Origin of the sequence: Escherichia sp. WS2035, from assembly GCF_046487065.1 — a bacterium.
Classification (GTDB): Bacteria; Pseudomonadota; Gammaproteobacteria; order Enterobacterales; family Enterobacteriaceae; genus Escherichia; species Escherichia coli.
The window spans coordinates 253,472-273,457 of sequence record NZ_JBJQKD010000006.1 but is presented as its reverse complement, the minus strand read 5'-3'; the positions used below and the strand labels follow the sequence as shown (position 1 = coordinate 273,457).

General features: G+C 45.3%; 17 protein-coding genes and 4 pseudogenes. 4 read left to right on the top strand and 17 right to left on the bottom strand.

Annotation, left to right across the window (positions count from 1 at the left end):
• Positions 1-205: 205 nt before the first annotated feature.
• Together ACJHX4_RS12930 and ACJHX4_RS12925 are read right to left on the bottom strand one after the other, a co-directional pair.
• Positions 206-444, bottom strand: a pseudogene (locus ACJHX4_RS12930) (winged helix-turn-helix domain-containing protein); the annotation flags it as partial.
• A 267-nt stretch (positions 445-711) separates the two neighbouring features.
• Positions 712-1,036 (bottom strand): annotated as a pseudogene (locus tag ACJHX4_RS12925) (transposase); the annotation flags it as partial.
• Positions 1,037-1,068: 32 nt separating this feature from the next.
• On the opposite strand from ACJHX4_RS12925, the pseudogene ACJHX4_RS12920 reads away from it, so the two are divergent.
• Positions 1,069-1,455 (top strand): annotated as a pseudogene (locus ACJHX4_RS12920) (integrase core domain-containing protein); the annotation flags it as partial.
• A 323-nt stretch (positions 1,456-1,778) separates the two neighbouring features.
• Here ACJHX4_RS12920 and ACJHX4_RS12915 read toward each other — a convergent pair.
• From ACJHX4_RS12915 to ACJHX4_RS12865, 11 genes are all read right to left on the bottom strand, one after another.
• Positions 1,779-2,495, bottom strand: coding sequence for a hypothetical protein (locus ACJHX4_RS12915; RefSeq protein ID WP_001087510.1), 717 nt, complete (start codon positions 2,493-2,495; stop codon positions 1,779-1,781).
• A 492-nt stretch (positions 2,496-2,987) separates the two neighbouring features.
• A complete protein-coding gene (gene sfaX, locus ACJHX4_RS12910; protein ID WP_050567132.1) occupies positions 2,988-3,539 on the bottom strand; it encodes an HTH-type transcriptional regulator SfaX in 552 nt (183 codons plus the stop codon).
• A gap of 146 nt (positions 3,540-3,685) precedes the next feature.
• Positions 3,686-4,426 (bottom strand): transcriptional regulator SfaY, encoded by a 741-nt coding sequence (gene sfaY / locus ACJHX4_RS12905; RefSeq protein WP_001533911.1) that lies wholly within the window; start codon positions 4,424-4,426, stop codon positions 3,686-3,688.
• Positions 4,427-4,729: 303 nt separating this feature from the next.
• Entirely contained in the window at positions 4,730-5,698 is a 969-nt protein-coding gene (gene sfaH, locus ACJHX4_RS12900) for an S-fimbrial adhesin minor pilin SfaH (protein ID WP_001234178.1), read from the bottom strand.
• Positions 5,691-6,200 (bottom strand): fimbrial protein, encoded by a 510-nt coding sequence (locus ACJHX4_RS12895; RefSeq protein ID WP_001560440.1) that lies wholly within the window; start codon positions 6,198-6,200, stop codon positions 5,691-5,693. The genes sfaH and ACJHX4_RS12895 overlap by 8 nt, the downstream gene beginning before the upstream one ends.
• A gap of 21 nt (positions 6,201-6,221) precedes the next feature.
• Positions 6,222-6,749, bottom strand: a complete 528-nt coding sequence (gene sfaG / locus ACJHX4_RS12890; RefSeq protein ID WP_021531200.1) for an S/F1C fimbrial adhesin minor pilin SfaG/FocF — start codon at positions 6,747-6,749, stop codon at positions 6,222-6,224.
• A 12-nt stretch (positions 6,750-6,761) separates the two neighbouring features.
• The gene (gene sfaF, locus ACJHX4_RS12885) at positions 6,762-9,392 is read right to left on the bottom strand and encodes an S/F1C fimbrial usher SfaF/FocD (protein WP_247773287.1); all 2,631 of its coding nucleotides are present in this window, start codon (positions 9,390-9,392) and stop codon (positions 6,762-6,764) included.
• A 69-nt stretch (positions 9,393-9,461) separates the two neighbouring features.
• Positions 9,462-10,157 carry an S/F1C fimbrial biogenesis chaperone SfaE/FocC gene (locus ACJHX4_RS12880; protein ID WP_000975445.1) on the bottom strand — a complete coding sequence of 232 codons (696 nt, stop codon included), beginning with the start codon at positions 10,155-10,157 and terminating at the stop codon, positions 9,462-9,464.
• Between the two features lie 40 nt (positions 10,158-10,197).
• A complete protein-coding gene (gene sfaD, locus ACJHX4_RS12875) occupies positions 10,198-10,737 on the bottom strand; it encodes an S/F1C fimbrial minor subunit SfaD (RefSeq protein WP_000703304.1) in 540 nt (179 codons plus the stop codon).
• A gap of 70 nt (positions 10,738-10,807) precedes the next feature.
• Positions 10,808-11,356 (bottom strand): type 1 fimbrial major subunit FimA, encoded by a 549-nt coding sequence (gene fimA, locus ACJHX4_RS12870; RefSeq protein ID WP_021527427.1) that lies wholly within the window; start codon positions 11,354-11,356, stop codon positions 10,808-10,810.
• A 373-nt stretch (positions 11,357-11,729) separates the two neighbouring features.
• Complete coding sequence (locus tag ACJHX4_RS12865; protein ID WP_000046975.1) at positions 11,730-12,059, bottom strand: S/F1C fimbrial major subunit operon transcriptional regulator; 330 nt, start codon at positions 12,057-12,059, stop codon at positions 11,730-11,732.
• 355 nt (positions 12,060-12,414) lie between these two features.
• Between ACJHX4_RS12865 and sfaC the strand changes: the two genes are divergently transcribed.
• The 3 genes from sfaC to ACJHX4_RS12850 all read left to right on the top strand — a co-directional run bounded on the left by sfaC (position 12,415) and on the right by ACJHX4_RS12850 (position 13,919).
• Complete coding sequence (sfaC, locus tag ACJHX4_RS12860) at positions 12,415-12,699, top strand: S/F1C fimbrial major subunit operon transcriptional regulator (RefSeq protein ID WP_151074906.1); 285 nt, start codon at positions 12,415-12,417, stop codon at positions 12,697-12,699.
• Positions 12,700-13,202: 503 nt separating this feature from the next.
• Positions 13,203-13,571, top strand: coding sequence for a hypothetical protein (locus tag ACJHX4_RS12855; protein WP_000841004.1), 369 nt, complete (start codon positions 13,203-13,205; stop codon positions 13,569-13,571).
• A gap of 138 nt (positions 13,572-13,709) precedes the next feature.
• Positions 13,710-13,919 (top strand): hypothetical protein, encoded by a 210-nt coding sequence (locus ACJHX4_RS12850; RefSeq protein WP_001304636.1) that lies wholly within the window; start codon positions 13,710-13,712, stop codon positions 13,917-13,919.
• A 241-nt stretch (positions 13,920-14,160) separates the two neighbouring features.
• Here the strand turns inward: ACJHX4_RS12850 and ACJHX4_RS12845 are convergent.
• The 4 genes and pseudogenes from ACJHX4_RS12845 to ACJHX4_RS12830 form a co-directional block, all read right to left on the bottom strand.
• A pseudogene (locus tag ACJHX4_RS12845) lies at positions 14,161-14,517 on the bottom strand (LuxR family transcriptional regulator); the annotation flags it as partial.
• A gap of 8 nt (positions 14,518-14,525) precedes the next feature.
• A protein-coding gene (locus tag ACJHX4_RS12840; protein WP_105492717.1) for an IS3 family transposase occupies positions 14,526-15,739 on the bottom strand; the annotation gives its coding sequence in 2 pieces (ribosomal slippage) (positions 14,526-15,445 and positions 15,445-15,739; 1,215 coding nt in all).
• A 629-nt stretch (positions 15,740-16,368) separates the two neighbouring features.
• Complete coding sequence (locus ACJHX4_RS12835; RefSeq protein ID WP_000821053.1) at positions 16,369-17,448, bottom strand: fimbrial protein; 1,080 nt, start codon at positions 17,446-17,448, stop codon at positions 16,369-16,371.
• Positions 17,445-19,979, bottom strand: a complete 2,535-nt coding sequence (locus ACJHX4_RS12830) for a fimbria/pilus outer membrane usher protein (RefSeq protein WP_001519151.1) — start codon at positions 19,977-19,979, stop codon at positions 17,445-17,447. Before ACJHX4_RS12830 ends, ACJHX4_RS12835 begins: the two co-directional genes overlap by 4 nt.
• Positions 19,980-19,986 lie beyond the last annotated feature (7 nt).

The following is a 19,986-nucleotide window of genomic DNA, read 5'->3' as shown; positions in this document are numbered from 1 at the left end:
CTTCCGATCATTGATTGGCATCCAGCCAGTCACTCCGGGAATTAACTCTTTTCACCGCAGTCTCCATTGCCGTGTTTAAACCAATGGAGACGTCAATGTCCAAAAAGAGAATATCCAGGAGCACTATGGATACCTGTTTTAAGATCCTTCAGCTCAAGTTCGACCAGAAGCTGGCTAACCGTTGTATCGGACTTGCAAAACACCAATGGGGATTGATCTCTATTTTGCGACACAGACGCATTATCAATACATCGATGGTGCGATCAAATACCTCAGTGCTCTCACCGTGGATCAAATCCAGCAATTGCTCACAGATTAAGACTCGTCGGGAGTTTTGAGCCAACGCCAGCAGTAAACCCATATTCACCTTGAGTGAAATCTACAGGCTGTTGATGAGCATCAACCAGCACGTAACGGTCCGGGATCAAGTGTCCAGCCGTTAAAAAAACCACTCTACTACCCTGCTCGACCTAAGCCTCGGCGTTCAGCCGCCTGAACGGGTATGGCAAGGGTGAAAAGAAACAGCATCCCCAAAGTACCGACCAGACGACAGGATGATGCTGGAACAGAAAGCATACGCACCTCCCTTAGAATTAGACAGTGCGTACAGGATACGTAAGACAGGGTGACGGGGCGGCGATAAACCCCGAACACATGGCAGAGTGTGACCACCGGATAATGCGCTCTGAGTTTCCCGATTATCGGTAACTATTCAGGAAGTCTGATATCAAGAGCGCGGTAGCCTTTTTTAATATCGTATTTTGTTCCTCCAGACGACACACCTGCTTTTCCAGCTCACGAATACGTTGCTGCTCTGATGTGAGTGGTGCTGCAGCAGAAGGCGTGATCTCCTGACGTTCCCGTCTGAGCTGACGTACCCATGCCTCCAGAGTAGAGAAACCAACATTCATAGCTTCAGTAGCTTCCCGGTATGAGTAACCGTTATCAACGATAAGTTGGGCGCATTCCAGTTTAAACTCAGGAGAGAAGGTACGCTTTGTTTTCTTGTTGTTTTATGTTGTGGTGAGAATATCACCTTTAATCAGGTGGCCAAATTTACTGTGCCACTACAAAACGACATTCGTGCCGGATGCACTGGAGCAGGCAGTATGGGCCGTCGTCCATCTGGCACCATCCATCACAGTAATAAAGGTTCTCAGTATGTATCGCTGGCCTACATGCAGCGACTTAAGGAAGCCGGATTACTGGTATCAACAGGGAGTCCTGGCGACTCGTATGACAACGCGATGGAGGAGAGCATCAATGGTCTTTACAAAACGGAGGTAATACACCGTAAGAGCTGGAAAAAACCGGACAGAAGTGAAACTGGCCACACTAACGTGGGTGGACTGGTATAACAATCGACGATTACTGGAAAGGCTGGGCCATATTCCTCCGACAGAAACAGAAAAAGCTTATTATGCCTCCATCGGAAACAATGATCTGGCAGCCTGAGTTCACAGATAAAATACTCTCCAGGAAAACCGGGATGGTTCACCGGAGTGTTAAAGTGTGGCTTAAAATTATGCAGTTGCCGCCTGGCGGTCAAGACTGTCGCTACAGGATAAATCGCTCCGGTGAAACACAACTGCGCAAATCACCATACTGTGCATACGTATTACCGTGAAGGAGATCGGTGAGTTACGGGGTTATTGGGTGATCTCCTTCCATGAAAATACGCAGAGCACTTAAATCGCTGCTGGCGCGCACTAAAAACGTGTCAACCTGGTTCCATTAGCGTAACATCAAAGCGAGCACTTAAGAAGCAGAAGAGCAACCTACAGGTTAACCCGAACCATATTAAATTCATAATCTTTTAACTGCTCAGACCTGATCACCAGAAATCTGCCATTACCTGACTTAAATGATTTTGATAAAACAAGTGTGGTATCATATCTGGCTAAAACATAATACCACCCGTCATTATAATTCATCATTTCATATTCTTTCTTGAATTGCGGCTTGTAAAAGCCAACAGAAAATGAAAAAACCCAGAAATATATGACAAAGCCGACAAGACATATTTCAGAAATATGTTTCTTTACAAAGATACTCTCTGAAAAACATGATGCTGAAACACGGTGGCCACAGGTTCTTATAAGAAAAACAAGAATAAGGGATACCGCTACTGATAAGGTAAGAAGTTTTAATGCCAGATGATTCTTTAGCACAGAGAACTCAATCACCACCGGAACAAACAATAAGAATGAGGCAAGAAAAAGTCTGAAAAAGCTCAATTCATGCATGCTTGCTTTGTTTTTTATTCCAAGAAAGAAAAGTACTCCCGCGCCCCATGAGAGAAACAGGATGACCATTATAGTAATTGCATGAAACAGGCTTCTTGCAACATCGTCAATACCTGCACTGACAACCCACCATGGGAAACCATAATAAAAAGAGACACCCCACCCGTAAAAATATGCACTTCCCCATCCGAGACATCCCATATAAGCCACAAATAAGGAAGAATTTTTGAGCAACGCGTTGCTGTTCATTTTTACCCCTGTAAAACTGGAATAAGTAACAGAATAGCATTGACATTGTCAAGATGAACAGCATGCATTGTAACAGTCTGCAGCTTATGTTCTCCGTGGATAATTATTCTTATTTCATGGTGATTTTTGTTATATTTTAAAATGCATATCTCACCATTTAGTTTTTTATATCACAAAAACATAGTGATGCAATCATACACACCTGCCTCTATCGTACAGAGAAAACGGGCAATTATTTGTATTATTCCTTCATAACGACTTCAGTATACAGGATGACCGCAACCACGCTCCTTCTCCTGCCCGGGCGAAGTGCCTGGTTCAGACAATGACATTAACTGGCTGAAATTTTCGACGCGGTACAGGTCTCCCTGCTTTGAAAGGTGCCTGGCGCTGCAATTTTTTATCATTTGTTTTTGTATCCGGCAAAACACGTCTGCAAGAATCATTATTCTCTTGCCTGAAGCTATCCGGCATCCTCAGGCATTTCACGCTTTATGAGCTGACATCATCAAGATGCGCCAGTAATTTTTTATTAATGACTTCAAACAGTTCCTGTTCATCATGGGTCAGATAATCCCAGATTTCTTTCAGATACATGCTTTGTGCAAGAGTGAGCCTCTGAATAAAAAACATACCTTCAGATGTCAGACTGATTTTTTTAGCACGGCGATCCTCCCTGCTATCCGTCCTTTTTACATACCCGGCTTTTTCTAAAAAATCTGTAATGCGGGTAATATTAGTTCTGGTAAACTGCAGTTTCTGGCTTATCTCTGAAGGTGACAGACAATGACTCTCCGCTGTGAATAATGTGGTGAGAACCATGTACACTGAGTGATTTATTCCATACGCCCCCAGAAATTCAGATATATTATCCTGCATCCTTTTATTTGCGCGAATACAGAGTTGCATCAACAAATGTTCCTGAAAGGGATATGCGGGGTCTTTGTTTTTTTGGTGTCTGATTATTTTTTCTAATGTGTCTGTGTTATTCATTTCATTATTCTCCATATTACTGAAACACACTGTCTGTGTACAAGCGCGCATCAGTCATCCGGTAAACTTCGACTTTCCACTACAATTTATTCCTGCCTGATTTCTGTATAACTGAGATATCCCGGCACAGCGGACAGATAAATTTCCTCAGATAAAAGAACATAAATGCTGGCTGCTGGCAAGTCTGTGAAAAAGGATTATCCATACTGCTCAGTAATCGCGGATAATTCATCAGCTCCCACACGCCTGTAGAGCCATCCCTGACAGCCCTGGACATTCATGTCTCTGGCAATACGGAACAACGCTTCATTTTCAACACCTTCAAGTATTACGCCCCGGTTATGACAGGCAACAGTGTCTGCCACAGCATGGAGAAGCGGCATTGCACTCCTGTTTTTCAGGGCATAATGAAAAAACTCATGACTTATTTTTACCCGTTCAAACATCCCGGACAGTCCCCACATTAAGCCTGCATTTCCTGAGCCGAAATCATCCAGCCAGAGGGTGAAACGTTCTGACAAAAAACGTAACAGGGGGTCATCACCGGGTTTTAACGCCACTGCCGGAAAGTCCTCACTGACCTCAAGCCTGATATGTGTTCCCGGCCGCCCCGGGATGCCATGTTTTCTCAGATACAGGGCTACCACCCGGGAAATATTGACACTCAGCATTATTTTCTTCTGCAGACACCATTTATGAAGCGTTTCAGCAGTCTTCAGCTGACTGATGAGTATTTTGTACTGAATATCCGGAGGCGCACTTCTGAAAAAAACAGATGCGCAGATTTTCCTCCCGTCTTTTGCTGAACGGATATCCGAGAGCATTTCAAAAGCAAATATTTTCCCGGTCTGATTCCATACAGGCTCAAAAACCGGTGAGAGGATATATTCTGTTCTGCCTGATTTCACCTCCAGTATACTGTTAACTGCCCCTGACATTACTCCTCCGGAAATATGAGCCCCTCCCGACCAGAAGGTCTGGCTGGATAAGCGCAGTTCTTCTGATTTGATTTTTAAACCCTCAGATTTACCATTATCTTTATGATTACTGACAACGCTCAGAACCAGATATACGGCTCATACTGGTTCTGTTTATCTTTGACAAAGACCATATGACAGACTCGTTCCGTCACAACACCGGAAACAATACTATTATCAGCTATTTTTCTCCACAAACAGTGATACATTAAATGAAAAACTGGATATAAAGAGCAGTAATATCATTACCGCCACAACTGCATTCTAGTTGTAGCTAAAAGTCACATTTATCACTGACTGGACAGCACCGGGCGTCGGACTTGCCTGACCGGTCAGAGCATAAGAGGCCTTCAGCCCCAGACTCACAGGAGAGCTACCTACCTGTCCCAGAGACCTCGGTTGTCCGGCCGGAACCGGCCCCGCGTTGTCCGACAACTGTACACCCACACCGCCGGCCCCTGATGTTGCCGTATTTGCGAATACAGTATTACCACTTCCTGTTACAGAACCTGACAGGGTATAGCTGACCGACTGTGTCTGGTCGCAACGTACAGTAAGAGGGACTGTTACCGGCCCTCCGGGATAGGACGGAAGGTCAACTTTGACATTGTTCGATGAGACCCTGCATGTACCTGTCTGGATATAGACATCATTCGTTGCATAGAAACGCCAGGTGAAATTTCTCTCCCCTGCCTCCTGCCCCTTTGTGGAAAACTTATTCACATATAACGTTGCCAGTAAATCTCCATTGTTAATTACCTTCCCAAATACACCCGGTTCAGGATACAGATATAATTTCGCAGGGAATGGTTTCCAGACACCATATTGATAAAACGCCTCTGTCACCTGCAAATCAAACTGAAGTGGTAATTGCCTGGCATACCCCGTTGGACGACTTGTAAAATCGAGTCGTCCGTATGTTTTGGTATCCAGAGCAGGAGAAAAACCACTGCCTTTCAATATTTTCAGATAATCATAGTTTTGGCCTGTCGAGTCCTCATTCTGACATGATACCAGTTGGGAAAGGTCCAATACAGATATGGATTTATCATATTGCACAACAGGACTGACATTAACCCGAAAGGATGTATCCCCGGAGTTAAATACTTGACCGGTCTGGTTATTTCTGCACAACAGTGCAAACGATGGCTGGGAATATGCCATTATAAGTGTGAATAAAACACAGCCCCTGAGGGCTGTGCTTTTCTTAAAGAGGGGATAATATTTACGCATAGGTATAGGTGACAGTAATTTGTGAATTAATACTTCCCGCACCGGCATTACCTTTACTTACGGCTCTAACTTTTAAATCAAATGAGGCCCGGCGGGTGTTTGTGTCAACATTCACGGTTTTTACAGAGCCTGGCTTATATCGAATATTCTGCCCTGACTGGTCTTGTAACTCAATCATAATATTCGAAGCCGTACCTGCATTTGCGTAATAGTCTGTATTATCAGCCGAACCGGAAAACGTAGCTCTAACCGTACTCATATTCTGGCAGTTTGTCATTTCTATTTTAAAAATTTTCCATGCAGAAGTACTACCATTAGTTATTAAATCTGATGTATATAAATCCCCCAGAGATACTGTTTGATTTGGACCACCTGCACCACCAATAGTACAACTTCTTTGTAAAACATTACCCGTTACTGTAATCGTAGAATCAACTGCCTGTGCTGAAAACGCAATACAGTTAATAAGACCGGTGGCCAATATAATAGCTTTCAGTTTCATCTGTTTTCCTCTGTGTTATATTTACTGATAGTCAAGTACAAAATTAACCACCGCATCAACATTACCGGCCTTTACCGGAAGATAAGTGGCTTTCAGACGGGCATAAAACGCTATGGTCTGTGTTCCCGGCATTAACGCAATTGTTGTCGGCACATTAATTTTCAGCTCATGTTTATCCTTATCAAGAAGCTGAATCCCCACACCCCGTGCACCATTTACGCTGTTTATCTGAATAAGCCCCGCCTCCTGATTATCTGGTGTGCCCGTAAATGTCAGCTTCACTGCACGGACAGCACTGCCGCAGGAGGTTAACCCGACATGAAATACCGACGCAGGTGTGGTATCACCAGCTGCGGTAAACTGTCGGCTGTCATAACTTCCCAGACTGACATCAAAGTTTCGGGAGTTAATGTCAACATCGCAGGTGTTATCCTGAACATTGCCTGTAATATTCACCACAGAACCCGCTGCACAGACATGACAGGTAACGAACATACTGCCGGCCAGCATGCAGGAGAATGTCACTGTTTTAATAATATCCTTCACCATTTCCCTGCCTCTTTACCTGCAACTAACCGTGACATGACTTAATATCTGTCCGGCGCTTTCCTTCGGTAATTTATAATCTGCAGTACACTGGTCCGTGGTCTGACTCCCCCATTTCACACTAACCTGTCCTGACAGAGGCATTCCGCTCAGATAAACCTGACCATTCTCTCCGGCGATACTGCTCCCCCCGTTTCTGGCCGTAACGACAGAGCCAAAAGGAACTGCTTTCCCGTTTCTCATCAGCGTCATCAGCACTTTCACACCCACACGGGTTTTATAGTCAGCCCGCACAACGGCACCATGCGTGGGCACGACGCTGACCACGGTATTCTCTATATCAACATTATCTGCAAGGGTGTTGGTATCCAGTGCCACCCGGTTTTCACGATAGTCTGTTGCATAAGGCAGTACAGCATACCCCCTCCAGTCTGTAGACACCCCCGTCTGGTTTTCAATGCGCGTATCAGATGCACCTGGTGCACGGACAAGAATCAGCGTATCTCCCAGAGGCTGGCTCAGTGTCAGACCATTGGCATGTGCCAGAATACCGCCACTCAGCCCATAATACAGTTGCCGGTAACCCCCACTGTGACTGTATCCTGCACTGGCATTACCGTATCCCCCTCTGTAATTCAGAGAGGCATATCCTGTTTTACTGCTCCCCTCATACCCTCCCCGGGTATAACCACTCTGGATGCTGTATCCCAGATTATTGTCCTCCAGCAGTGTGCCATACAGCCCTGCTGTACTGGCAGCCTGTCCGTGAGCCTCCAGGGTCTGACTGTAACGGGCACTGACGTTTCTCCATGCAGATGTGCTGTCCGAACGCATCCAGTGGCTGAACGGAATGCTGACATCAAATGACAGTATCCGGTCAGTTTCATGTTGCCATGCATTCCGGGACAGGCTGTAGTTCAGGGACCAGCTGATGTCATTCACAGATGAGTTAAAGCCAGCATTAAGCTGACGGTCCGTCCTGTCCGTTCCCCAGTAACTCTGGTGGCTGCCACTCAGATACAACGTTGACGATTCCCCCGTCTGCTGGCTGATACTCACCTGCACCCTTCCCCGCTTGTTGTAAGCCAGATTGTAGTAATCCGTATACTTCGGCTGTATCTGTATCACTCCGTCCTGGGTAAGAACACTGTAACCACTCATTTTCTTCCAGGCGGTATCAGCAAAGCTGAAATAGCCCCGTGTGGAGTAGCGGTATCCGATTAACTGGATATTTGTCCCTGTTTCCGTCAGTGACTTGTTATACAGAAAACGATATGACTGACCGTCATGCCGGCTTTCATCCGGTAACCGGGCATTCGCACGGGTGGCATCCAGTGAAACAGCGCCCAGCCAGCCCATGTTTTTACCCACCCCCAGATTGAAGGCACGGTAGCGTTCAGCTATCCAGGCTCCTCCATACACCGTCCAGCCTGCCGGCAGACCATACTTCAGCGTTCCTTCAGCAAAACGGGGATTATCCTGCTGATGTCCGCCACTGCGAAACTCTCCGGCACTGAGAGCATATTTCAGATGCCCTTCACGTTGCAGTACAGGCACCGAAGACCATGGCACATTAAATCGCTGTACACTGCCATCAGCTTCCTGCAGGGTTACCTGTAAGTCACCTCCACTCCCGGCCGGATAAATATCGTTTATCTCGAACGGGCCTGGAGGTAGCGTACTCTGGTAAATTTCATACCCGTTCTGGCGGATACTAATCCGGGATGTTCCCCGGGAAATACCGTGAATTGTCGGTGCATACCCTCTCTGGCTGTCCGGAACCATATTGTCATCAGAGGCCAGTTGAATCCCCCTGAAATTTACACCGTCAAAAATATCCCCCCGGGTATAACTGTCCCCCATCGTCAGACGGGAGCGCAGGGAAACTATATCCCGCTCCAGCCAGGTGTTAATGTGCTGCCAGTTATTCTGGCTGTACCCCTTTCCGGCACTGTAACTCCAGCTGGTGTTGTCCCGAAGACGCCAGCTCCCGATATTCAGTCCTGTTTTCAGATTCAGATAGGCATAATCGCTGGTGCCACCATAGCTGTCGCGCACCCGATTACCACTGAAGTCATAATTCAGCAATGCCGCTGTAATTCCGTTATCCCAGTATTCCGGCGCAATATAACCACGGGCCTGATTACTCATATATAACTGAGGAACGGTCAGGTACAATCGCTGCTGCCCGACATCAAACCGGAATGTGGCACCCTGAATCATGGAATTCAGTGATGTGCAGGTGTCAGCCGGCAGTCTCTCCATACCCGGCACGGCATAACGGTTTACCCCCATCGCACTCATATGCTCCGGACTCAGGCAGGGGGCAAGTTGCTTCCCGTCCTGACTCATCTGAAACTGCACGTCACGGGTTGAGATATACGTATCATTCAGATAAATATCCACCCGGTACACGCCTGGCGGAAGCTCCTGCCCCTGTGTAAATGCAGACAGGTCCGCAACCGCATCCGGGTCATCAGACAGAAAACGCGGATTAAAATAGAGCTCAGCCCGGGCCGGAGAAACAATTATCCCGATAAAAAATGCCAGCGGCAGTATATTAAATTTCATTCTGTTATTACCCCCGCCAGCAGAGCCGGTCAGTGATTTATCAGACAGGAGCTGTCCGCCATCTCCGAAAAACATGTCAGCCCCCACACTGAGCGAAAAAATAAAATCAGCAGCCAAACACAACCAGTACCAGAAATAACTGAGTTACTTCACAACACCCTTCACCTGTTCAGTCAGAGCACCATAATCGTTAATTGTTTTATAAGTAATATCTCCTCCGGTGTATCCTCCAGGGATATTCACAGTGACCTTTCCCTGTGGGGGTACCATGGTGTTTTCAAGACTTTTATTTCCGGCCTTTAAGTCAGTCACTGTCAGATAATACGGCGTCGGATTAAACAGAGTCAGCCCTCCGTTTTCACGGGTGAACTCTAATTTACCCGGTGCCTGTTCTGGCGGAATAACCAGTCCCTGTGGACGGTAGAGCAGTTTAATTCTGCTGACAATTGCAAACTGCAGATAATTCTCGCCGGTTTTCGCCTTATCCATGGCCGGGATGGCCTTGACATTCACCCAGAACAAACTTTCCCTGTCTTCCGGCATCTGTCCGTTTGTGGCATCAATAATTCTCAGGGTATTCTCTTTCTTTCCCTGCATGGAAAATAACGGAGGAGTAATTACAAACCGGGCATCCTTTTTTCCCTCAGCATTTTCAATCCATGACTGAATAAGGTAACTACTTTTATCATCATTATTTGTTACCGCCAGTTGTACCTGTTTTTGCCCTTCAGGGTAAATCACACGGGTGGCCCCCAGAGCAACCCCGGCATAGCTCTGCGGAATATAAAAAAAGACTAAAAATGATGCCAGAACGGCCCATATACGCATGTGCTTCATCATGTTATTAACAGCCTTAATTAAATGGCGTTATATCTGCCAGTTACAGATAGGTCAGAGAAAACCATACCTGTCCATTTGCCTTTCCCCCGGTGACGGGATAATGTGTGGCCTTATACCTCGCCTGCATATGCAGTTTCATATCTCCGCGGGTAAGATGCACCCAGTTCTCCGGAGGCTGATTAAGTTTTACCAGCTCTCCGCTTTCATTAAATAAAGCGATAGCGATTCCGTCTGAGGCATCATTCTCCTCATCCACCGACAGCAACTCCGGCTCGTGAATATCTGACACGCCATAAAAGGAAATCCCCACCCGCTGACTGACGACAGTGCTGCAGCCCTGAAGGTGAATATCAAAGCCCACAGAGTCCCCATACTCACCGGCGGCGTGAAATCGATTGCTGCTAAGTTGCCCCATATCCACAGTCATCTGCCTGTCTGACAGGGCAAGACTGCATGCTTCAGCAATTATTTTTCCCTGGAAGCGCATGTTTCCTCCCGGAAGCATGACATGCCAGTGGTTTCCGGCCAGTGCAGCGGGAGACAGCAAAAATAACATTATTGCCATTTTCGATATTTTCATTAATCTCACACCCGCATGGATAAAAACAGCCCTCCCTGGCCGGGTATATATCCGTTACACTGTTCTGATATTACTGGTACTGAACTTTAAAGGTGGCGTCGGCGTTGGCTGTACCAGCTGTTGATTGACCAGTAGCAATATAAAGAGCCTGGAACGGAATTTTATTTGTTCCGTCAGATAATGTATAGCTAGCTGTTGGAGTATTTCCGTCGAACGTTACAGCACTACCAGTATGGTCAAGAACCTGCACTCCCACATTTGTTGCAGTTCCTGATGCGGACCCTTGAAGAGCCAATACATTATTCTTAGTTGCAACAGTTGTGCCACTGAATAAAATCGATGCACCATTTGAGACTTTTGTGTCACAGTCACTAAGTTCAATATTGAACCCAACAGCAGCACTTTTATCCCCGTCGGCTTTTAGCTTTTCTGTACGAACCTGACCAAGCTGAACCGTCTGATCGAAAGAATTTGCATTTACTGCACATGCAGCATTAACCACTTCCCCCTTAAAATGGACTGTACCACCATTGACAGTAGCAGGTGCGGCAGACGCACTTGTCGCAACACCCAAGGTCAGAGCTGAAAATACAGCCATGGAGATGAATTTTAACTTCATATTTAATTCCTGTTTTTAATTGAACTACGCACACCGTATCTGTCATCACAACAGACACAATCAATATCCCGAACGACGGGAATCTTTTTTCAGGAGAAATTCATAAATGCAATGTGAGAAATACACTCAGGCAGCATTTATGACATTATCTCCCGATAATATTTTCCGGATAACCGACAGGAATCTTCTCTATAGATAAGATTCCCTAGATGATAAGCTATGGGTTAGTGTTCCTGTCTCCACACCGAATGCTTTAGCAAAAGCAGAGAAGCTGAAAGCATACCTCGTTGATAACACCCGTACTCTCATTTGACTACAGGCTTATATTTCTCGCGTATTATGTATTGCCCCGGCGTTTTTTATTGTCCGTATTTTACAGGGAAGCAGCTTCAGCTATAGCTGATACACTATCAGTATAATAAGGAGCAAGTCTGGCAACGAGGACATTCAACCTGGTAAGGCGCCCAAGCGTTGTACTGAAATATCCATTATTCATCTGGTATTTCTCGCAGACATCTTTACGGGAATGACCACTGACCAGATAATCCTTCATAGCGAGAATAACTCTGTCACTGTGAATAGAGGAAATACCTATCAGTAAAAAAAATTGTTCTTCAGACATGGAGCCGGATGACAGCGCGCTCTCACGTAATTTTAGTAAAAAAGCATCCCCTCCCCGGGTAATAACTTCATGCTGTGCCATTCGATACTCCCCACCCCGCCACCTACAGGGCTGCCTTAATATTCATCCCCCATACAGGAGGGCCTGGCTCCTTAAGATATATTTAGTTTTTTATGTTGTAAACATGTATTTTGACGATCTTTTGATCTGTAAAGCTGTTTATTTTTAGGGTTATATCTTGCAGTGGATTGGTGCCTTAGTGATTAATGCTGTATAAGAATGAATATTCAGTATAAAAGATCGTTAAAATCGTTTTTTGCAACGTTCCTTACCATTGAAAAAACTATAAAAATAATGTGATAGAAATCCAATCGCGAATATGTTTCGCATATTAAGTAAATACACCAAATACAATATAAAAACATGATAGTCACATTTGAATTGCCAAAAACAAGTCAGCCACTTATTATCCTTTTGCTTATATAGAGAGGATGATGATATGCAGAATGAAATAATGGGTTTTCTGAGCAGACATAATGGAGGGAAAACCGCAGAAATTGCGGAGGCGCTGGCGGTAACGGATTATCAGGCACGCTATTACCTGTTATTACTGGAAAAAGCAGGTATGGTTCAGCGCTCACCATTAAGACGGGGCATGGCAACATACTGGTTTCTGAAAGGAGAAAAGCAGGTGGGACAAAACTGTTCTTCCACAACTTAATAGCTTAATCTGTGGGCATGCTTCACTGAAACAGATAAAAGTTATATCAGAATGAAGATTCAATTTTGCAGCATTCATCACAAAATAGAAATTTAGTATTTTATGTCAGAATACTTCACATGATAATAAAAACCTGTCTGGATTTACTGCATGGCCAGACATTACAAAATACAAACGCCATAAACTTCATTCAGCCTTCTTGCTGTCCGGTAACGGAGGCTGTTTTTTCGTTACGCCTTTCCCCGGCAGCATCAGTAGCAGTAATTTATAGATTCTACGAACTGAGACTGTCTGTCCGGGGAGAACATACGCATCCCGGCGCAATGCTCCGGTCATTTACAACCTGCTTCTGATCATAAACGCCACGATCCTTGGCTCTCACAGATTTCGGGAGATGAAAGTTAGTTTACAGGCAGAAACCAGTCACAATATTGACATGAGAAAGATTTTCTGTTAAACAAAAAAATACATGAAATGATATAACATCACAAACTGGAGTTTTTATGGCAGAATCCGGGTTTATTTCTCTCGAATTATCCCGCTCACAGGCGCCTGTTACAATTAGCAAGACAGCTATACTCTTTGCAGAAGCAGACAATGATACCCCGGAGTCAACTCATCTACATTGCGTTGGTGGTATCACTCATACCGTAAATGGTGTTTTTAACGATATTGCAGAATTACTTCCGCGATTCATTAAGACGCACCGTCGGGATAATGGTCAACCCGCAGTGGCTATCCATGACTGGAATGTTTCATACATTGAAAAAGGCAACGATGCTTCTGCTATTGTTTACTTCACAGAATCAGGCTCAAGTATAACCGTCCGTGAATCTTACGAAGACATAATAGCAAAGTTTCACGCTCTTTAGTCAACACCTGTGCTGAGAATTAAAGCAGGGGCAGGATACAATTATCCTGCCCCTGCCGTTAAAGATTATACAATGAGTATTACTTTTTAATATTTCGGTGGTGGGTTATAAAGATGTGGTCTCCTCAGAGGATCGTTTATGGCAGATAGTGCAGATATTGCTTATGAAAATGAACAATTCAGCATGAGCATCAGACTAAAAAATCGTATCCGGAATAGACTCCCTGAAACGGGATTCTGCTATAACTGCGGAGAACCTGTTAAGACAGGATTGTTTTGTGATGGTGACTGTCGGGAAGATTATGAGAAACGTGAACGATTTGGAAAAATAAATACTGACAATGTTTAAAAGCAATACAATTACTGATATCTCTTTCAGACTTCAGAATTAAAGAAAACTGCCCGAATGTTATCCGGAAAGCAGCTGTAATACCTCATTAACTGTTATCACAAATAAAACGCATACCTGTTCCATATGAAATTTGTCACGCCTGACTACATAACATTTATTATCCGGAGCACTGGGATGCCCGTGACACAGCATGCACAGAAATCCCCGTCGCAACAGCCTTTATCAGAAAACCATCTTTTTACCGGTCTATGGTGTTGCAGAGATATTTAATACTGACGCCGCGCATACCATTTTTCTCCATCGCATTGTAAAGATGCGCACATACCGTCTTCATGGTTATCCCCAGCCGGTCTGCCAGAAAGGTAAACCCGTAGTCATGGAAAACAACCCCGAAGACCACCACCATCTCTGTCCGGGTCAGTGGTCTTGCCGTATGTCCGAACAGCCACGCCCCACGGCGGATGGTTTGCCTGATATCTGTCAGGCATCTCACAGAGGAAACAGGAATGACAAGAAACCGACGCCCACAGAACATAGAGTATGTAAGCCTTTCCAGATTACGGTCACAGAGAATCACATAACTGTCTTCGGGAAGTGTAGTGGTCAAGTAATACTGGCCACGGTTTTACAGTAAAAATGGTACCTGTTCCCGGACTCTTCCGGTGTCAACCCACCGTTATAATGGTGAGGTCTGACACTGTTGTAGTAGTTCAATATGTAATCATTAATTTGCTGCCGGGCCTCGTCCTTGTCGACGTAACCATTCGCTGGCACCCATTCTGTTTTCAGACTGCGGAAGAAGCGTTCCATTGGGCTATTATCCCAGCAGTTTCCCCGCCGACTGACACTTTGCTTTATTCTGTAACGCCAGAGAATTTGTTGATATTTCAGGCCTGTATACTGGCTTCCCTGGTCTCTATGGAACATAACATCATGTGGTTGACCACGCGTCTCATAGGCCATCCGCAGGGCATCGCTTATCAGTGCAGTATCGGCATGTGCGGACAGACTCCAGCCGATAACCCTGCGGGCAAAAAGATCCATCACAACCGCCAGATAGCACCAGCAATTTCCGGCCCAGATATAGGTAATATCTCCACACCATACCTGGTCTGGCTCGGGGACAGCGAACTGGCGCCCGAGCAGATTCGGCAAGCAGGTATGCTCCTGACGGGCATTTTTGTACTGATGTTTTCCGGGCTGACAACTGCTCAGATTCAGATGTTTCATCAGCCGCCCGGCACGGTAACGGCTCATCGGGACGCCGTTTTGGGTCAGCATGTCAGCCAGCGTGCGCGCTCCCGCAGAGCCCCGGCTTTGGTTCCACACCCGGCGTATTTCACTGCACAACCTGACATGCACCGGATTCACCGTATCGCGTCGTTTTTGCCAGTACCGGTAACTGCTGCGGTGTATTCCCAGAGCAGAACACAGACTGACAACGGTGTGGCTGCCACTGAGTCTGGCAACTATCGTGAACCGTTCAGCGAGTCGGACATCAAGAGTGCAGTAGCCTTTTTTAATATCGTATTTTGTTCCTCCAGGCGGCGAACCTGCTTTTCCAGCTCGCGGATACGTTGCTGGTCTGGAGTAATCGGTGTGGCAGAGGGGGCAATCCCCTGGCGCTCTCGTCTGAGCTGACGTACCCATCTCTCAAGAGTGGTAGAGCCGACATTCATCGATTCACTGGCTTGTCGATATGAGTAGCCCTTATCAACAATCAGTTGCGCACATTCCAGTCTGAACTCGGGGGTGAAAGTACGTTTGGTTTTCTTGTTCATTAAGTCACCTGTTTTGTGTTGAGGTGAGAATATCACCTTTAATCAGGTGACCAAATTTACTGTGCCACTACATTCAGTTGCCTGATAGTGGCTGCTTCCGTATCCCATGCACCATCACTGATACCACCGGGACCCCGGATTTTATCCGGTCCCCGCGGACTGACAGGGTTTGTGACACCTGAGTCATATCCGATGTAAACTTCATTTTCACGGGTTGTACAGGAAAACTCCCCCTGTGCCATTGAGTTCTGATGTGTGCCCTTCGGCCACAACTCCCACCGTCACGGCACCAGTTGCATCTGACGCCGACCAACTGCTGAGAGCCATGCCGTTTCCGGCTTTGTCGGCAACGCATGCTGCAGTTCCCAGCGATGCGAACTGGTCTGGCATGCATTCACGAACCAACAGCAGTGGTGCTACGTCCGGATGCAATTCGCATGAGCCCCAACCGCGGTTGTAAGTTCAGCAGCCCGGGCCTCTGCTCCTGGCACAGTCGCATAAGTATTCGACACCGTGCGACACCATTACCTTCTGGATACGCCACGGACCCGTCACCCTACGAAAACGCCGGAACACCGGCAATCAGCAAAGGCAGCAGTGATAAAAGACTGATATATTTCCTGTCATTATTTTTCATATTAATTTAACTCCTGATTAACTGTTTTTTATTGATATGAGAAAGTAATAGTTGCAATAGCCTTCACACTTCCAGGTGTAGTTGCATCAGCAATTTTTATATAATTGGCTCTTAAATTGATATGTGGATTTACCTCTCCCCTGTAATCGGAGAAGTGCCATTGACTGCCATTTCCTTTCACAGGGGAGTCTTCACCATAGCTGATGGCAGTTACATCACTGTCTTTATATAGCCTGATGCCAAATCCTTTTGCAGTGGATTCACTGCTTAAGGTCAATATATCTGTTCTGTTCACTGGCTGTGATGCATCTGTCAATGTAGCATAAACATCAGTTCCATCCGGGCATTGTAGGTGTATGTCAATTTTACCTCCCTGTATTTCTTTATACAAAGATGTGAACTGTGATTGATATACGGTATTTAATGGCACCACATAGTTTTTTTGCCCCATGGTACATGTCTGACTCTGTACCTGAATGCGCCCACCATTTAACATAACAGGTGCTGTCAGTCCTTTATTATTCAAACTTGTACGTTTTGCTTCCAACAAAATAGTACCAAGCTGCCTGGTGGGTATTGTTATATATCCATTGGGTAATCTTCCCGTTGCGACAAAAGCAACAAACAAACGAGCTCCGAAGCTTGCTGTCGCACCGTTATAAGTATTGGGGTTTGTATTGGCACCTACAGGGTCAATATATATACCTGAGCTATTTATGGGGACCAGAGGCGTTGCGGGCCAATAGCCCGCCATGCCAATAATAATACCCAGTCCGGATACACCAATATCATAGATATCAAAATCAGATGAATCACGGCTGTTTCCTTGATGGAAAGTATACGTAATACTTCCAATTTTAGGCAGTGCGGGGGTAAACTTTCCACGCATCAGAGCGATGGCACCGCCATTAAAAACATACTGGTTACTTGTTCCCGCCAGCTCTCCTATCACCCGGGGATAGGTATGGGCATCAGCAGGACCAATCACAACACCTGGTAATGTGGATGTATTAACCGCTATCTGCGAAGGCACATAATCATCCGGACCCGCTACCGCCAGCTTAGGGAGTAAAATTAAAAACAATGGTATGAAAAAGATTCTTTTCATGTTTTTTCCTGATTAGGGTGCTGTATACACAGAACAGGAACGAGCTGAGATTGCATATCATCTTTATTGTGTGCAACATGATATACAAATGAACATCTGTCTTTATTATCTGGTCCCCATACAACGCTGAGATGACCTTTTTCAGGGAGTCCCCTGGTAAATACCTTCCCGGCCTGAGCGACATATCCGGCCAACTGTCCATGTTCATCCAGAACTTCAGAAGCCATTGGAGGGGGATTGCCAGTAGACATACGAATATCAAATAACAGACTTCTTCCTGTTTTAGTGTCAAATTTCACTAACGTGGCGCTATTAGCACGAGGAATGATTTCCTGCTCCGTCGCCGATAATTCAACATTCAAATCTAAATTGGAGGGATCGATGCTAATTTGATTTTTCTCATAGGGTGTAACATAAGGAACAATACCATTTCCCCAAAAATCCAGACGACTACCAGAGGCATTATTGATGACAGCTCCCTGAGCTCCTTCAGCATGGATAATGGCAAAAGTATCACTCAGGTCATTACTCAATGTCACTCCATAGGGGTGTGCGACCACCGCTCCCGACGCACTAAATGACCTTTGATTATTATTCTGAGTATCATGCCCGACTGTTGTGGTTATATTTACATAAGGTGAACGATACCCCCCATTCATTGCATAACCGGAAGGCCCGTTTTCCTGGCTGTTTCCTGAAATACCATAAGAGAACTGATTATCCTCCCCGCCAGTACCACTAATTGATGTCTGAATACTATTTTTCTCTTCTTTGCTATAATTTAAAACAGTGGAAAACACCGGGCTTTGAACACTTCCTCCCAGAGGGAGAGTAAAATTAATATAAAATCTGTCATCACGGCGTTGTTGCTCATTATCTCTTGACTGAGACAATCCAATTTGATAGCCGAGTTGTTTCCAGAAGTTGCTGTACCCCATCTGGTATTCATTACGACTTCCTTTATGTCCCCAGTAATTATAGGTTGTTCCTGTTAAATACATCCCACCCCATTTTTCACCTAATTCCTGGTTGATTGAAATCTGGAATTGATTCCTGGGACGATAAAACGCTGTACTTTTTACAGAAACATCATCAATAAACGCGTTGTGATTAGCTGATAGCGCATCCTTCAGATGATAAAAATCTTTTGATGAATAACGATAAGCCGCCAGAGTTATATTTGTGTTTGAGGCTGGAATATTGATGCTATAACTTGAGTGCAGACTATAACCTTTACGCGTTACACCGGAATACCTGAATGCTGTTCTGGACAATGTAATGTCAGATGCTATAGCACCCAGAGGGGTATTAAAGGCCAGGCCAGCTAACCCCGCTGTATATCCTGAAGCTGTGGTAAGACCACTGTTTAAAGTAATATCATTCGTCAGGCCGTATTGATAGGTGCCTTGTGCTATTAAATCATTATATGTTTTATTCGCATAACGATACTTTCCCACTGACATTTGCCAGCGACTAAATCCGGGACGAATGAGTTGAGCAACGGCCGCAAAAGGAACCGTGAACATTCGTGTCTGGCCATTAGACTCTGTTATCTTAACGATAAGGTCACCAGCATATCCACTGGGATATAAATCATTGATGACAAATGGTCCGGCTGGCACCGTCGTTTCATAGAGGATATGAGCATTTTGATAAATGGTTACTTTAGCATTACTGTTAGCTATTCCCCGGACAGCAGGAGCATAGCCACGTAAAGAGCCGGGTAACATTCGTTCATCCGATGCTAACCTGACTCCCCGCAAACTGAGGCTATCCATTAGCTCACCATTCGTATAAAAATCCCCTAATGTGAATTGTGCTCTCAATGGGGCAAGGTCATGCATTATACTTGTTTCTATATTCTGATATCCGGCAGGATAGCTATTATTCCAGCTCTCACTGCCACGGTGGCGCAAAGCCCATCCCCACAAATTGAATCCAGCTTTTAATCCCAGATAAGTCTGTTCGTTACTCGTCCCGGAAGAGTTATACTGGTAATAGTTAGCATCATAGTTTATAAATGCTGCAGGAACACCACTTTGCCACTGAGCAGGGGAAATATATCCTCTTGGACGTGTATTCAGCAGTGCCTGAGGGATTTCGATATTCAACCTTAAAGTCGATAAGTCAAAATTAATACTGGCTGAAGAAAGTCCTGTTGATGCCGGAAAGCAGGAGGTGTTTCCCGACATAGTATCTTTGACTAAATCAATCAATGAAAGCAGCTCAGGCGTCAGGCATAACGTCGGAGCACCGGTATTGGCAGTACGTAAATACTGCAAATCAGCCTTCCCCTTCCATACATTATTAACATAAATATCAGAATAATACCTGCCCTCAGGCACAGGGTTACCATGACTAAAGCGGCGGATATCAATAACATTTATCCCTTTATCCAAATGCAAAAACTCAGAATCAAACTCAGCCTCTTCAGCAGCAAATGAATGGTTTGTTACTGTTAACCCTAATGCAGCAAAAAGCAGAAGAGAACAACGACAGTAAATCAGGCATGACAGATTATTAGCGTTCATTATTACC

Coding starts and splice junctions, on each gene's coding strand:
- ACJHX4_RS12915 (WP_001087510.1), bottom strand. CDS start 2,495: ATGAACAGCAACGCGTTGCTCAAAAATTCTTCCTTATTTGTGGCTTAT.
- sfaF (WP_247773287.1), bottom strand. CDS start 9,392: ATGTTTTTCGGAGATGGCGGACAGCTCCTGTCTGATAAATCACTGACC.
- ACJHX4_RS12880 (WP_000975445.1), bottom strand. CDS start 10,157: ATGATGAAGCACATGCGTATATGGGCCGTTCTGGCATCATTTTTAGTC.
- ACJHX4_RS12835 (WP_000821053.1), bottom strand. CDS start 17,448: ATGAAAAGAATCTTTTTCATACCATTGTTTTTAATTTTACTCCCTAAG.
- sfaG (WP_021531200.1), bottom strand. CDS start 6,749: ATGGTGAAGGATATTATTAAAACAGTGACATTCTCCTGCATGCTGGCC.
- ACJHX4_RS12830 (WP_001519151.1), bottom strand. CDS start 19,979: ATGAACGCTAATAATCTGTCATGCCTGATTTACTGTCGTTGTTCTCTT.
- sfaY (WP_001533911.1), bottom strand. CDS start 4,426: ATGTCAGGGGCAGTTAACAGTATACTGGAGGTGAAATCAGGCAGAACA.
- ACJHX4_RS12855 (WP_000841004.1), top strand. CDS start 13,203: ATGGCAGAATCCGGGTTTATTTCTCTCGAATTATCCCGCTCACAGGCG.
- ACJHX4_RS12850 (WP_001304636.1), top strand. CDS start 13,710: ATGGCAGATAGTGCAGATATTGCTTATGAAAATGAACAATTCAGCATG.
- ACJHX4_RS12895 (WP_001560440.1), bottom strand. CDS start 6,200: ATGAAACTGAAAGCTATTATATTGGCCACCGGTCTTATTAACTGTATT.
- sfaX (WP_050567132.1), bottom strand. CDS start 3,539: ATGCGCGCTTGTACACAGACAGTGTGTTTCAGTAATATGGAGAATAAT.
- ACJHX4_RS12865 (WP_000046975.1), bottom strand. CDS start 12,059: ATGGCACAGCATGAAGTTATTACCCGGGGAGGGGATGCTTTTTTACTA.
- fimA (WP_021527427.1), bottom strand. CDS start 11,356: ATGAAGTTAAAATTCATCTCCATGGCTGTATTTTCAGCTCTGACCTTG.
- sfaD (WP_000703304.1), bottom strand. CDS start 10,737: ATGAAAATATCGAAAATGGCAATAATGTTATTTTTGCTGTCTCCCGCT.
- sfaH (WP_001234178.1), bottom strand. CDS start 5,698: ATGCGTAAATATTATCCCCTCTTTAAGAAAAGCACAGCCCTCAGGGGC.